At 42.2% G+C, this 14434-nt stretch carries 10 protein-coding genes; 9 read left to right on the top strand and 1 reads right to left on the bottom strand.

What is annotated here, in order from left to right; genetic code table 11:
• Nucleotide 1 precedes the first annotated feature (1 nt).
• From yidD to AC2FA3_RS05565, 6 genes are all read left to right on the top strand, one after another.
• Nucleotides 2-376 carry a membrane protein insertion efficiency factor YidD gene (gene yidD / locus AC2FA3_RS05590; protein WP_490508695.1) on the top strand — a complete coding sequence of 125 codons (375 nt, stop codon included), beginning with the start codon at nt 2-4 and terminating at the stop codon, nt 374-376.
• Nucleotides 377-592: 216 nt separating this feature from the next.
• A complete protein-coding gene (gene yidC / locus AC2FA3_RS05585) occupies nt 593-2275 on the top strand; it encodes a membrane protein insertase YidC (protein WP_490508694.1) in 1683 nt (560 codons plus the stop codon).
• Between the two features lie 192 nt (nt 2276-2467).
• A complete protein-coding gene (gene mnmE / locus AC2FA3_RS05580) occupies nt 2468-3928 on the top strand; it encodes a tRNA uridine-5-carboxymethylaminomethyl(34) synthesis GTPase MnmE (RefSeq protein ID WP_490508693.1) in 1461 nt (486 codons plus the stop codon).
• Nucleotides 3929-4041: 113 nt separating this feature from the next.
• Nucleotides 4042-4500: a transcriptional regulator NrdR gene (nrdR, locus tag AC2FA3_RS05575; RefSeq protein WP_149490272.1), complete on the top strand. Its 459-nt coding sequence runs from the start codon at nt 4042-4044 to the stop codon at nt 4498-4500.
• Between the two features lie 124 nt (nt 4501-4624).
• The gene (ribD, locus tag AC2FA3_RS05570) at nt 4625-5680 is read left to right on the top strand and encodes a bifunctional diaminohydroxyphosphoribosylaminopyrimidine deaminase/5-amino-6-(5-phosphoribosylamino)uracil reductase RibD (protein WP_490508692.1); all 1056 of its coding nucleotides are present in this window, start codon (nt 4625-4627) and stop codon (nt 5678-5680) included.
• A gap of 529 nt (nt 5681-6209) precedes the next feature.
• Nucleotides 6210-6884: a riboflavin synthase gene (locus AC2FA3_RS05565; RefSeq protein ID WP_490508691.1), complete on the top strand. Its 675-nt coding sequence runs from the start codon at nt 6210-6212 to the stop codon at nt 6882-6884.
• Between the two features lie 83 nt (nt 6885-6967).
• Here the strand turns inward: AC2FA3_RS05565 and AC2FA3_RS05560 are convergent, their stop codons facing one another.
• A complete protein-coding gene (locus tag AC2FA3_RS05560) occupies nt 6968-9940 on the bottom strand; it encodes a response regulator (protein ID WP_490508690.1) in 2973 nt (990 codons plus the stop codon).
• A 233-nt stretch (nt 9941-10173) separates the two neighbouring features.
• Between AC2FA3_RS05560 and fmt the strand changes: the two genes are divergently transcribed.
• The 3 genes from fmt to thrC all read left to right on the top strand — a co-directional run bounded on the left by fmt (nt 10174) and on the right by thrC (nt 14379).
• Nucleotides 10174-11265, top strand: a complete 1092-nt coding sequence (fmt, locus tag AC2FA3_RS05555; protein WP_490508689.1) for a methionyl-tRNA formyltransferase — start codon at nt 10174-10176, stop codon at nt 11263-11265.
• Between the two features lie 85 nt (nt 11266-11350).
• Nucleotides 11351-12916 carry a transcription antitermination factor NusB gene (locus AC2FA3_RS05550; protein ID WP_490508688.1) on the top strand — a complete coding sequence of 522 codons (1566 nt, stop codon included), beginning with the start codon at nt 11351-11353 and terminating at the stop codon, nt 12914-12916.
• Between the two features lie 41 nt (nt 12917-12957).
• A complete protein-coding gene (gene thrC, locus AC2FA3_RS05545) occupies nt 12958-14379 on the top strand; it encodes a threonine synthase (RefSeq protein ID WP_490508687.1) in 1422 nt (473 codons plus the stop codon).
• Nucleotides 14380-14434 lie beyond the last annotated feature (55 nt).

The raw sequence follows: 14434 nt of genomic DNA, 5'->3' as shown, positions 1-14434 counted from the left end.
AATGAATTATTTATTGAAAATAATAAATAAATTTCTTTACAATTTATTTTATAATTTTATTATTTTTTATCAAAAGATAATTAGTCCTATTTTACCTGCTCGATGTCGTTATTATCCAACGTGCTCAAATTATGGCAAACAAGCTTTAGCGTGGCATGGGGTTTGGTCAGGTAGTTGGCTGTTATTAAAACGTATTAGCAGTTGTCATCCGTTAGGTGGACATGGCGTTGATTTTGTGCCATTACCTTTATCTTCTTATTATTATCAATATTTACCCCCTATCGGACTTGCTAGCGTAAAAGCTCAAGGTCTATGTGTTTTTAGAGATACGACAAGCTATGTTTCTCGTCTAAATCAGTTGATGAAATTGACTTGAGTTTTGTTATGCATTGGGCAGTTGTGGATATCTATTTAGTTACCCACAAGTTATCCACACTCTTGGTATCATTTAGAGTGGTTTTTTAGTAAAATGATGAACATTTTATGTGATTGACTGCTGATATTACCGCTGAGAACAGGGGTTGATACTGTGTGGTGGTCATGATACATGCCTGATTTTTCATTCCCTAATTTTTTAATCTAGGAAAGGTTTATGCAAAAGATATTTCGGGTGATGATCATCATTGCGATGCTAATCACCGCTTATCTGCTGATTTTGGCATGGCGAGATGATTATGCCGATGCGCCAGCTGTAGACACGGTGCCAAAAATTGCAACATCAGTAGGAGCTGATATTCCTTCTACGGTTGGTGCAGCAGGTGATATTCCAACACAGACATTGCCAGTAGATTCCGGTACTGTAACAGCGACACCTGCTGAAAACACAGGCCTAATCACGGTCACGACTGATCGCTATGACATCAAAATCAATCCAGAAGGCGGTGATATCGTTTACGCTGCGCTAAAGCAGTATGATGCGACGCTCGATAGCGATAAGCCTTTTGTCTTGCTAGAAAATAACAGCAATCGCGTTTACGTGGCTCAGTCGGGTCTGATTGGTCAAAACGGTATCGATACTGCAGAAGGTCGCGCCACCTACAGCCACACGGCTAACAACTATGTGATGGAAAAAGGTCAGCAAACCTTGTCCGTGCCACTTACTTATCAAAAAGACGGTGTGACGGTTACTAAAACCTTTACCTTTACTCAAGATAAGTATCCGATTGATATTAGCTATCAAATCCAAAACGCTTCTGCCAATGCATGGCAAGGGCAGATGTTTGCGCAGTTAAAGCGTGACGATAGTAAAGATCCTGGGATGTCTGATAAAGGCGCGCTAAGCATGGCGACGTATTTGGGCGGCGCTTGGGGCACACCTGACGATCCCTATAATAAGCTGAAGTTTGGTAAGTTTAATGATGGTGAGTTGACTACTAGCAGTGATAAAGGTTGGGTGGGCATCGTACAGCATTACTTCGTTTCTGCTTGGACGCCTGAAAACTTTACCGGTAAGTTCTTTAGCCGTGAAACAGGTAATGATTACTTTATTGGCTTTAACAGCCAGCCTATTAATGTGGCGCCAAACAAGCAAATTACCTTAAAAGCAACCTTGTACGCGGGTCCAAAGGTACAGGCTGAGTTAAAAGAAGTCGCAGCAGGTCTTAACCAAACTGTCGATTATGGCTTGCTATGGCCAATATCAAAGATATTATTTGCGGTTTTGGATGGTATTCATAAAGTTATCGGTAACTGGGGCTGGTCAATTATTCTGTTGACGCTGCTGGTTAAAATCGCTTTGATGTGGGTCTCTAATAAGAGCTACTATTCAATGGCGAAGATGCGTGCAATCGCCCCAAGGCTTGCTATATTAAAAGAAGAGCACGGCGACGATCGTATGAAAATGTCGCAAGAAATGATGGCGATTTATAAAGAAGAGAAAGTCAATCCAATGGCGGGTTGCTTACCTATCTTAATGCAAATGCCGATTTTCTTGGCGCTATATTGGGTGTTGGTCGAGAGTGTTGAGCTGCGTCATGCGCCATGGATCTTATGGATTCGGGATTTATCAGCGATGGATCCGTGGTTTATCTTACCACTCATCATGGGTGCATCAATGTTTATACAGCAGCAGCTAAACCCGCAGCCCGCTGATCCAATGCAAGCGAAAGTGATGAAGTTTTTACCGATTATCTTCACCGCCTTCATGTTGTTCTTCCCCGCAGGTTTGGTACTATACTGGACCGTGAATAACTTATTCAGTATGACCCAACAGTACTTAATCAACCGAAAAGTTGAAGAAGAGCAAAAACGTCGTACCGTTAAAGTTTTGGACTAAACAACACTTGAACTGATAAAAAACCATCGCTACGGCGGTGGTTTTTTATGTGCTAAACAATGGCATTTTCTTAAATTAATAATTGAAGAAAATATGCATGTATCACTGCTGTAAAAAACGGCTTATTGAAGTTTGCTTTGTCAGTGTGCCTTAAGCCGTCTATAATGGGGTTTTTGCTTATTGAGAGTGATTGTGGATTCTTTAGAGATGGCATTAGCCGCTGATAATTTAGATGAGTCACCTAAAAATTCTAATTTATCTAGCCTTCCGACTATCGCGGCGATTGCAACACCGCTTGGGCGTGGTGGCGTTGGTGTTATTCGTCTATCGGGCTCACGTGCCTATGATATTGCTTGTCAGCTTACTGGTAAGTCGGCTTTCACGCCGCGTATGGCCAGTTTTTGCCGTTTTTATCAGGCTGATGGTAGGACCATTGATGAAGGTTTGGTGCTGTACTTTAAAGGTCCGCACTCGTTCACTGGCGAAGATGTGATTGAGCTGCAAGGTCATGGTGGCATGATTTTGCAAAATCAGCTGCTAGCGCGGGCGTTTGAATTGGGCGCAAAACAAGCGAGCGCAGGGGAGTTTTCTTACCGTGCTTTTGATAATGATAAATTGGATTTGGTGCAAGCAGAAGCCATCGCTGACGCGATTGATGCCACCAGCGCCGCCGCTGCCAGTAGTGCGATTCGCTCACTTAGCGGTGAGTTTTCGCAAAAAATTAATCAGTTACTTGAGCAATTGATTCATTTGCGCTTACACGTTGAAGCCGCGATTGATTTCCCCGATGAAGAAGATGTTGATTTTTTATCTGATGGGGTTATTCAAGATAAGCTTGAGCAAACACAAGCCAAAATACAGCAAGTATTAGCGACCGCCAAGCAAGGTCAGCTATTACGCGACGGCATTCATGTGGTGCTTGCTGGTAGACCAAATGCTGGTAAATCAAGCTTGCTGAATCGTCTGGCAGGGCAAGAGCGTGCTATTGTTACCGATGTCGCTGGGACAACGCGCGATACCCTGCAAGAAACCGTGGTGCTAAATGGCTTGACGCTGCATTTAACCGATACGGCAGGTCTGCGCGAGACTGAAGATACGGTCGAGCGTATCGGTATTGAACGTGCTCGTACGGCTATCACACAGGCTGATATGCTGCTGATGGTCTATGATGTAACTCGTGACCTTGAAAGTGACAGCACACCGCTACAGCTCGCTGAGCAGCTATTCGGTGAGTTGCCAGAAGCCAAGCGCTTACTGATTATTGCCAATAAAAGCGATTTATTAAACGATAATAGCAGCAAAGAAATAACGTCTATTTCGCAGGCTGAAATAAAAAATCGTGGCTACGAACAGGTCAATGTTTCATGTGAAACAGGCGCAGGGATTGATGATTTAGTCGAAACTTTATGTGCTAAAGTAGGTTTTTATCCGCCAGAAAACAGCTTAATCGCCCGTACACGTCATCTAGATGCGCTAAGACGTACCGCTGATTCGTTGGCAGAGGCGCATGAGCAGCTCACGGTATTTAAAGCCGGAGAGTTGGTCGCAGAGAGCTTGCGCCAAGCGCAGCATAGTTTGGGTGAGATTACCGGTGAATTTAGCGCTGACGATTTATTAGGCAAGATTTTTGGTAGTTTTTGTATTGGTAAATAATGAGCAAAAGGCTCTTTGTATATTGAATTGCCTGATAAGAAGTATCAGTTTTTAGAAAATTTATTTTTATCAATAATTATGTGTGCCTTCATTATTAAACTAAGGAAAAGCGTATGCATTGCCCATATTGTAATGCGTCAGATACCAAAGTTATCGACTCACGGCTGGCTGCTGAAGGTGCGCAAGTACGTCGCCGCCGCTCATGTAATAGCTGTCAGGAACGCTTTACGACCTTTGAAGTGGTAGAAGTAGTGATGCCGCGTATTATCAAATCAAGTGGCAAAATCGAACCTTACGATAATGATAAATTGCGCCGCTCGATCTTGTTACCCTTACAAAAACGTCCAATTACTATTGATGAACAAGAAGCAATGATTAGCCGTATCGAAAAGCGCGTACGGCAAATGGGTGAGCGAGAAGTGAGTAGTAAAGTGTTGGGCGAAATTATCATGAGCGAGCTTAAAACGCTCGATGATGTCGCTTATGTGCGCTTTGCCAGTGTCTATCGAGACTTTCAAGATATCGACGCCTTTCATCAAGAAATTGCTAACATCCGCCCAAACGAAAAATAGACTGATTTAAATATTAATGAGTCGAGAAATTTGACTAAATATTGAATAACTTTCTTAATTCAAAATTTCTGGAACTATTAAATATTTATAAAAACCATTTCCATCCTCTATTAAGTACGCCTTTATGCCGAACTCGAATCATTCTCAAAATGCTAAAGACCGCTATTTTATGATGCTTGCCATTGAGCAGGCCAAGCGTGGTTTGTATACGACACGCCCCAATCCAGCAGTAGGTTGTGTGATTGTGCAAGCAGACCAGGTAGTCGGTCAAGGCTTTCACCCTAAAGCTGGGCAGCCGCATGCTGAGGTTTTCGCCTTAAAAGATGCTGGTGCGCGAGCTATTGGCGCAACCGCTTATGTAACTTTAGAGCCTTGTAGTCATACTGGACGTACACCTCCTTGCGCACTAGCGCTTATTGAAGTTGGTGTAAAACGTGTCGTAATCGCCGGTCTCGATCCCAATCCACAAGTGGCTGGTCGCGGGGTGAAACTGTTAGAAGAAGCGGGCATTGCTGTAACCGTTGGCGTGCTAACCGCGCAAGCAGAAGCCTTAAATAAAGGGTTTTTAAAGGCGATGCGCAGCCAAATGCCTTATGTCAGACTTAAAATTGCCACCAGTCTTGACGGTCGTACGGCGATGGCATCTGGAGAGTCGAAATGGATTACCGGCACTGCTGCGCGTGAAGATGTACAGAAATTACGTGCGCAAAGTGGCGCTATCATTACGGGCAGTGAAACGGTCACTGTTGATAATCCGCAATTAAATGTACGCTCTAGTCAGTTAGGTGTCGCACCTGAGCAAGTTCCAACACCTAAGATAGTAATACTAGATAGGCGAGGGCGACTGAAATACGATTTGCAATCTGACTATCAGTTATGCACTCAAGCAGATACGCTATATTGGCGTGAAAAGAGTTTAATCGAATTACTAAAAATTTTAGTGCGTGACTATCAATGCTATGAGGTGTTGGTAGAGGCAGGCGCAAGCGTAGCAGGTAGTTTTTTACAACAGCAACTAGTAGATGAGCTTATTGTCTATCAAGCACCTTGCTTATTAGGTACGCAAGCACGGCCTATGGTTGGTATCAATCCATTATCGTTAGCGCAGCAGCTACGTTTTGATATTCAAAGGCATGAGCAACTGGGTTCTGATCTTAAGCTTACCTTGCTACCTTTATAAACCTTCTAACAGATACTCTTGTTGTTCAATGCTTTATCCACAAGGTTATACTCATAAACGATCGGTATGGATAAATATAATAGTTTATCAAAGGTTTCACATGAAACTGTGTATAACTTTGTTTCACATGAAACTTATGAGGAGGTATTATAATATTTTTTTATAATAATTCATTTAAAATCAAACACTTGTATTTAGTATTTTAACTTGGTTAATAATTGGTAAGAAATAGACTTACTGTGGATAACTCTTTATAAACAAAGGTTTTACTCTACTGCTTCTTGAATTATCGTTAGTTATCCACAACTTATCCTATAATTATTCTTATTTTTGCTAAGCGTATAATAAATATTATAACCATTATAAAGTCTAACAGTTGCCATTATAGATAGATAGATAGATAGATAGATAGATAGATAGATAGATAGATAGATAGATAGATAGATAGATAGATGGTTTTAGAAAAAAGAACAGACTCAAATAATATATTCTGCCTTTAAAAGGCAATAAAAAATGAAAAGAGGTTGATATGTTTACCGGAATTATAGAAAGCGTTGGAAAAGTAAAATCTATGCAGCCGACTGGCGGTGATATCCGTCTGACGATAGAATCGGATGGTTTGGATTTTAGTGATGTAAAACTGGGAGATTCGATTGCTTCTAATGGCATCTGTTTGACCGTGGTCGAATTTGGCAGTAATTATTACTCTGTTGATGTTTCACGTGAAACGATTGCTCGTACTGCTTTAGCAGCATTAAAGCCGGATTATATCGTGAATTTAGAAAAAGCCATGCTACCAACCACGCGCTTTGGTGGGCATATCGTCGCCGGTCACGTCGATGGCGTAGGCGTGGTCAGTAAGCTGCAAAAAGATGCACGCTCACTTTATATCGAAATTGAGATACCACACGAGTTAGCGCATTACACGGCGACCAAAGGTTCTATCACCCTTGATGGCATCAGCTTGACCACAAATTTAGTACGTGACAATATCGTTTCCTTGAATATCATTCCGCATACCGCGCAAGTGACCAATATAGCGCAGCATTGGTTGGTAGGCGATAAAGTCAATGTGGAAGTGGATATCGTGGCGCGTTATTTAGAGCGACTATTGAATAAATCACAAGCGGATAGCTCAAATACAAGCAGTCCACAGAGCAAGATTACCGAGGCATTTTTGGCAGATAATGGTTTTATGAAGTAGGGACCAAAGTCTAAAGTCATGTCTATATTTATGCTGCTGGACGGTAATGCTGCCCTGAAAAGGTGGGTAATTTTTGTAAACGCTCATGATGTTTTAATAAACGTTTGCAAAATCTCTTGTAGTTTAAGTTTATTAATAGGCTTGGCTAAAAATTCATTCATGCCGACTTGCAAGCAGGCGGCGCGATCTTCTTCGGTATTATTTGCTGTCAATGCCACGATAGGAATATCATCACCTTGCGCGCGAATCGCTTGGGTTGCTTGTAGTCCATCCATCACTGGCATCCGGCAGTCCATCAAAATAAGCGCAATTTCTTGGCGCTGCTCTTTTAATTTATCTAGCGCTTGCTGCCCATCTTCTGCGACCACACTACGATAGCCGATTTTTTCCAAAATTTTGCAGGCTATTTTTTGGTTGGTTAAACTGTCTTCTACTACTAAAATTAATGGCGCTAGAGTTTCGCTGTTAGATTCATTTACAGCTGCGCCTAATTGGCTAGTATTTTTTTGGCTGTTCTGTTTGGTTTCACCTTTGATATTATCTTGAATGTTTTCTGGTTGTATTAGGGTTTGTCTGACGGGCAACGTCAAACGCAATAATTCAGAGAGTAACAATGCCACATCTAGCGGTTTGTTTAAAAGGCCATCACATCTATCTAACAATATAGACGGAATGCGCCGTTCAGCTTTCATGCTAACTAATATCTTTGGCAATGAAGCATTAGCCAATAAGCTGTTTAAAGCTTGCTGTCTATCAATATCTACGCGTGCTTTATTTTCTAATTTATTTTCAGCTTCTATATTTTTATCGTCAGCGATTATTTGAGGCGATAATGCGAGCGTGATTTCTTCATAATATTCATAATCTAGTAGAAAAATAGGAGCAAGTCTCTGCTCATCTTGCGTCAAATTATCTTTTATTTGCTGTAACGCTGTTCTGTCTATAAAGGTCAAAATAGTGGCTGGGATAGATAAGTAAGCACACAAATCGCGCAGATGTTTGGCACGTAGTGGTTGCTTGATTACCGCAAGCAGATGAATCTGGCTTAGGTGTGGATTAAGATGGTAGATTGGCTGATAATTTGGATGCTTACAAGGTAGGTAAAGATTAAAAGTACTGCCTTTAGTCACCGTACTTTTTATTTCAATAAAACCACCTAATAAGCGTGCAAAACTATTGGCATTATTTAACCCAAGTCCTTTCTCAGTCGTATATCTTTGCATGTAGTTAACATTTTGACTTCTACTTGTATTATTGACTTGATTGCTGTTTTGGCTGTTTTGGCTGTTTTGGCTGTTATTATTGTTCTGATTGAGATAAGTCAGTAACTGATGCTGCTTTGCTATATCGATGCCGATACCGCTATCTTGTATACTAAACCGAACCCAGTCGTGTGCTGCATGACTGCTATTGTCTTTATTGATATCAGTAATTTTAGAAATATTAGGGTCTTTATTAATGTCTATCAACGTTCTATTTTTAGTGGTCAATACTTCTGCGTTACTTACCGTTTCAATGGTTAATGCCACATAACCAGAATTGGTAAATTTAACCGCATTGTCTAATAGATTGTGCAAGATTTGCTGCAGGCGCTTATGGTCGGTATCGATACAACGCGGACTGTCTGGTGTAAAGAAATAAAGTAACTCTAACCCTTGCTGCCTAGTTCTATCTATAAGTGACTGACTGACCTCTTGCCCAAGTTTATAAATATCGACTGCTTTAATATTTAAGCGTGTTTTACGGACCTCTATCTCACCGATATCTAGCATATCGTTCAGCATGGTAAGCATCGAATGACTGGTCTGAATTAAGGTGTTTAAAATCTCATTTTGAGCAACTGTTAACGTTTCGGGGTCAATCGGCTCTAAGGTGTCAATCATTGCCTCTAACGGTAGGCGTAAATCGTGACCCATGGTTGATTTAAGTGTATTAAAATCATTAAGTTGGCGTTGTAACTGCTGGTTTTGTTGTTGTAATTGCTCGCTTTGATTGACCAACTCATGGATATTATTTAGCAGCACTGTAAAGCCATGTACTTGTCCATGCTCGCCAAACCAAGGGGTAACATGCAACTGATAAGCTTTTTTATTATGCAATCCATAAACCAGCAGCGTGCGCGTGACCCGCAAATCTGCCAGTTTTTGTAGCAGTGACTGGGTAGCCTCATCTTCAGCAAAGACAAAGTCGGTCAATTGATAATGGCTATCGCTTTGAAAAGGCATTGCAAATACTTGCTCAAAACGCTGATTAAAAAAGCTGATTTGACCGTGTCTCATAATCATTAGCATCGGCAGTGGGGCATGATCAACCAAACGCTCTAGACGGTGTTTTAGCGTGGTAATGCGTCGATGATTATTATGTAGCTGATAGCTGATACGGCTGAGGGCGTGCCCCAAGCGCAAAAATTCAGCCGTGGTTCTCTTTTCAATAAACGGTGGCGTGATGTAAGCATCTTTGGCATGGCTACTTAACTCATCGGTATAAATGAGCAGTTGTTGCCAATTGGCACTGCGCTTTAGCGTATATAGTAATGCTAGGGTGAAAAACATAATGGCTATCATCAAAGGTAGCCAATAGTGATACGATATCCAATTAATATCAAGCGGCTCATGACGCAATATCGTGTAAATTTTATGACCACTCTCAAGCTCAATGGTGCCGACCAAATTACGATTGCTCAGCGTATAGGCACTATAGTGATTATTATTAGAAGGTAGTGAGGTGATGACATTGGGAAAGGTGATACCGGCAAATTCCCGTTCATTAGGACGGGTATGACGGTGAATATACGTCTGTCCAGAGGGCTTCATAAAGATTAGCTGATAGCTGATATCTTTTAGAAAAGGCTTTTCCAATATCTTTTTAATCTCAGTATTCGTAGGGCTATTAAGTCCAATAACCTCATGCTCTAATGAACGAAAGCTCTCTATACTGTGCTGCTCTTTATGCTGCCTCATCTCATAAAACATGGTGCCGTAATACACTGTCAACATCGCCAATAATGTCAGTGTATAAAAAATTAGCAAGCGTTGTAGAGATTGAAATTGTTGCATAAAAGCATGACCCTAAATCGACCATAAGTCGGTGTGATGGCGCATCGTAAAATAATGATAAATCTGACAGATTTTCTGCCTATACTTTATATGATAGATAACTAGCTGAGCTTACTTACTATTATAGAGATAAAACGCCTCATTAGTAGCGCATGATTGCTGCTATTACAATCATGGCACAACACCACAAACTCACCTATAATAGGCAAATTAACCATAAATAATGCCTGACTATGACCACACTTGCTGCACAAACTAATGTATCTACTGACGCCACTCAACCTCAGCAAAGCACCGTAATCGCAGTACCGACTGTCGCTAAGCCACTCAAAGTGGTCTTTGCTGGAACGCCTGAGTTTGCTTCTGTTAGCCTGGAAGCGCTTATCAAGCAGCAATCAGCGCTTAATATAGATATCGTTGCCGTTTATACGCAGCCTGACCGTAAGGCAGGTCGCGGACAAAAGCTGGCCGCGTCGGCGGTAAAGCAAGTGGCATTGGCAAATGATATAGCGGTTGAACAACCTGAAACCTTTAAAAAATCTAGCACTGAAGGGTTGGCGGCGCGCCAAACTTTACGAAGCTACCAGCCTGATGTCATGATTGTCGCTGCTTATGGCCTAATACTACCGATTGGCGTATTGACCACGCCGACGCTAGGCTGCCTAAATATTCATGCCTCATTATTACCACGCTGGCGCGGTGCGGCACCTATTCACCGCGCATTACTGGCAGGTGATAGTGAGACTGGCATTACTATTATGCAAATGGATAAAGGCTTGGATACTGGCGATATGATTTATAAAGTCAGCGCACATATTGAGTCTGATGATACGACTGCTAGCCTGCATGATAAAATGGCTGAGCTTGGTGCGACCGCCATTATTACTGTGCTGCAAGACTTGCCAAAGTATCAAGCGCAAGCTATAGCACAAGATGATAATCAAGCCAATTACGCTGAAAAACTGGTCAAAACCGAAGGCGAAATTGATTGGACGCAATCAGCTACTATTATTGAACGACAAATTCGCGGCTTGACCCCATGGCCAGGTGCTTATACTTTTTTGGCAGGGCAGCGCGTCAAAATTTTAGCCAGCTTGCCAGTAAATGCATCACAGCAAACCAATGAGCCTGCTGGCACCGTCATTAGCGTAGGACGCAAAGCTATATTAGTAGCTTGTGGCAAGGAGAGTGAGACAGAGCAATCAGCCACGACTTTGGCGATTACTCATTTGCAGTTCGCGGGTGGTAAGCCGATGACCGCTGAGCAAGTTTGCCATGGTAATCAGCTAAACGATGGTGACAGATTTACTCAGGAATTAAAATAATTCGATTACGCTTACTCTACTTTAATAATAAGCAATCCAACTTTTATCAGACGCTCTAGACCAGACGTCAAGGAAATTCAATTTAATGAGACAAACCAACACTGCGCCAAGAAACAATAAGCTCAAACCGTCAAGCAACCTTATCATGAATGGTAGCGTTCGCGTTCGCGTCATTCGCACTTTATTGGCTATTCAGAATGGTCAATCGCTAGCAAGCGTTCTTGATCCGCTATTAAACAGTTTACATGATGGTGATAAAGGGTTTGCTCATGCGTTATTGCTAACGACGTTGCGCCAGTGGTATGCCCTTGAGCGCCTACTCGATAGTCTGGCTGATAACCCGATTGATGAAAAAGAAGTACGTACGACTATTCAAGTAGGTTTGACGCAGCTGCTCTATTTGCAAGTGGCTGACCATGCCGCGATTCACGAAACGGTTGAAGCGGCAAAAGAAATTGAGTTTGCGCATGCGACAGGTTTAATCAATGCCATTTTACGTAAAGTCGCTAAGAATCCAAGTAAGTTCCGTAAGAAGTGTGATAAAAAACACAGCTTACCGAATTGGCTTGCCTATCAGCTTAAGCAAGATTGGAGCGAGCAGTATGACGATCTGATGCAGGGTTTACGTCAACCTGCGCCGATGTTTTTACGAGTGAATACAGCGGTTACCTCGGTAGAGGATTATCAGCAAGCATTGGTGGAGTTTGAAGTTGAAGCAGACTTGGTTGAGTTAACGAGTGGCTTGAATTTACCCAACTCATCGGATGCAGCCGCATCTAATAGCATATTAACCAAAGGGCTAAGATTGCATCAAACTACCGCAGTCAATGCCTTACCGCAATTCGCTGAAGGGGCTGCTAGCGTACAAGACATGCATGCTCAGCTTGCAGCACCGCTTATTCATAACGCTCTACTCAATAAGCTAAGTGTTAAAAAAGATGATGCAGAAGGCGATACCAATAACAACGAGATCCGCATTTTAGATGCTTGTGCCGCGCCAGGTGGTAAGCTTGCTCATTGGCTAGAATTAATCAGCTCAAACAAGTCTTCGTTGTTTCACGTGAAACAAGAAAATAAAACAACACATGTAGTTTCGAAAGTGAAACTTACTGCGATAGATAATGAAGCGCCACGTATCGAGCGCATTCACACTAATTTACAGCGCTTGAACTTAAGCCAGCATGACTTACAGCAAGATGGGAAAAATATTGAGCTCAATATTGTCTGTGCTGACGCGACGATATGGCAAGGGGCTGGTAAGAAAAAGAGCAAACTTGTATTTGACGCTATATTACTAGATTCACCTTGTACGGCGACTGGCGTGATTCGACGTCATCCTGATATCAGTATCTTGCGTACCGAAGAAGACGTCGAGCAAACGGCACTCTTACAAGCGGATATCTTGCATAATCTTTGGCCACAGCTTAAAGTTGGTGGTTATCTGTTATATGTCACTTGCTCTATCTTGAAGCAAGAAAACGTCGAGCAGATGCAGGATTTCATGACTTACTATAATAATGTAGAAGCCATTGAGTTTAGCGACGATTGCAATTGGGGTATCGAACAAGCGATTGGTCGCCAGTGTTTACCAATAGATAGCGAGAACGGCGATGGTTTTTATTATGCCTTACTGCAAAAAACTGCTGAATAAACTGTTTTAATTAATCATCTCATTGTAGACAGGACAATCTAATGAAATATATCAGTACCCGTGGTCAGACAGCGCCGATGGATTTTAGTGATGTGTTATTAATGGGTCTTGCACCAGACGGTGGTTTGATGTTGCCTGAGCACTATCCGAATATTGATAGTGCGACGCTTACGGAATGGCGCGCGCTGAGCTATCCACAGCTTGCGATGGCGATTATGCAGCGCTTTGCCACTGATATTCCTGCGGCTGATTTGCAGGATATTATTGAGCGTACTTACACCGCTGAGATATTTGGCTCTGATGAGATTGTTCCTGTGCGTAAGCTTGAAGATGATTTGTATATTTTAGGCTTGTCGAACGGTCCGACATTGGCATTTAAAGATGTTGCCATGCAGTTTTTGGGTAATGCTTTTGAATATGTGCTTAAAAGAAAAGACGCGCGCATTACCATTATTGGTGCGACCAGTGGTGATACAGGCAGTGCAGCAGAATATGCCCTGCGTGGTAAAGATAATATCGAAGTCTTTATGCTGTCACCGCATGGCAAAATGAGCGAATTCCAGCGCGCGCAAATGTATAGTCTGACCGATGATAATATTCACAATATCGCCATCGACGGTATGTTTGATGATTGCCAGGATATCGTTAAAGCGCTGCAACAAGATGCGGAATTTAAAGCCGCTTATAATTTAGGCACGGTCAACTCGATTAACTGGGGTCGTATCCTTGCGCAAATTGTTTACTACTTTAAAGCTTACTTTGCCGTGACTTCAAGTAACGATGAAAAAGTTAGTTTTAGTGTGCCATCAGGCAACTTTGGTAATATTTGTGCTGGTCATATTGCTCGCGAAATGGGCTTGCCTATTGAACGTTTAATCGTTGCGACCAATGAAAACGATGTGCTCAATGACTTCTTTAATCAAGGTGCTTATCAGCCGCGACCAACTGCTAAAACTTATATCACTTCGAGCCCCTCAATGGATATCTCTAAAGCCTCTAACTTTGAGCGCTTTGTCTATCTACTACTCGATAAAGACAGTGCCCGCGTTCATGAGTTGTTTGAAGGGGTGAAGTCTGGGCAGGGTTTTGATTTATCTGACTTGATGCAAGCGGTTCATACTCGTTATGGCTTTGCGGCGGGTAAATCGACCCATAGTGACCGCCTGCAAACCATTAAAGCGCTTTATAAGCAGCATGGCGAATTGGTCGATCCGCATACGGCTGATGGTATAAAGGTCGCTAAAGAATTACAGCGCGAGGGTGAGGTAATTGTCTGTGCTGAAACCGCGCTGCCAGTTAAGTTTGCTGATACGATTGTGGAAGCTATTGGAGCGATAGATATTGCTCGTCCAGCCCATACCGAAGGCTTAGAGGATTTACCGCAGCACGTAGTGGTATTAGATAATAATGCCGAATTGGTCGCTGAACAAATCCGCCAATACGTTACGCCAAATCCAGTATAGTCAGCCCATTTATATCGAATATTCCTTGAAATTAATATCCAATTTAAGGTTACGC

The sequence above is a fragment of the Janibacter sp. CoH_79_TC_3 genome (assembly GCF_058197955.1).
The sequence above is the reverse complement of the archived record's forward strand: the minus strand, read 5'-3'. Positions and strand labels throughout refer to the sequence as shown.

Coding starts and splice junctions, on each gene's coding strand:
- yidD (WP_490508695.1), top strand. CDS start 2: ATGAATTATTTATTGAAAATAATAAATAAATTTCTTTACAATTTATTT.
- yidC (WP_490508694.1), top strand. CDS start 593: ATGCAAAAGATATTTCGGGTGATGATCATCATTGCGATGCTAATCACC.
- nrdR (WP_149490272.1), top strand. CDS start 4,042: ATGCATTGCCCATATTGTAATGCGTCAGATACCAAAGTTATCGACTCA.
- ribD (WP_490508692.1), top strand. CDS start 4,625: ATGCCGAACTCGAATCATTCTCAAAATGCTAAAGACCGCTATTTTATG.
- AC2FA3_RS05565 (WP_490508691.1), top strand. CDS start 6,210: ATGTTTACCGGAATTATAGAAAGCGTTGGAAAAGTAAAATCTATGCAG.
- AC2FA3_RS05560 (WP_490508690.1), bottom strand. CDS start 9,940: ATGCAACAATTTCAATCTCTACAACGCTTGCTAATTTTTTATACACTG.
- fmt (WP_490508689.1), top strand. CDS start 10,174: ATGACCACACTTGCTGCACAAACTAATGTATCTACTGACGCCACTCAA.
- AC2FA3_RS05550 (WP_490508688.1), top strand. CDS start 11,351: ATGAGACAAACCAACACTGCGCCAAGAAACAATAAGCTCAAACCGTCA.
- thrC (WP_490508687.1), top strand. CDS start 12,958: ATGAAATATATCAGTACCCGTGGTCAGACAGCGCCGATGGATTTTAGT.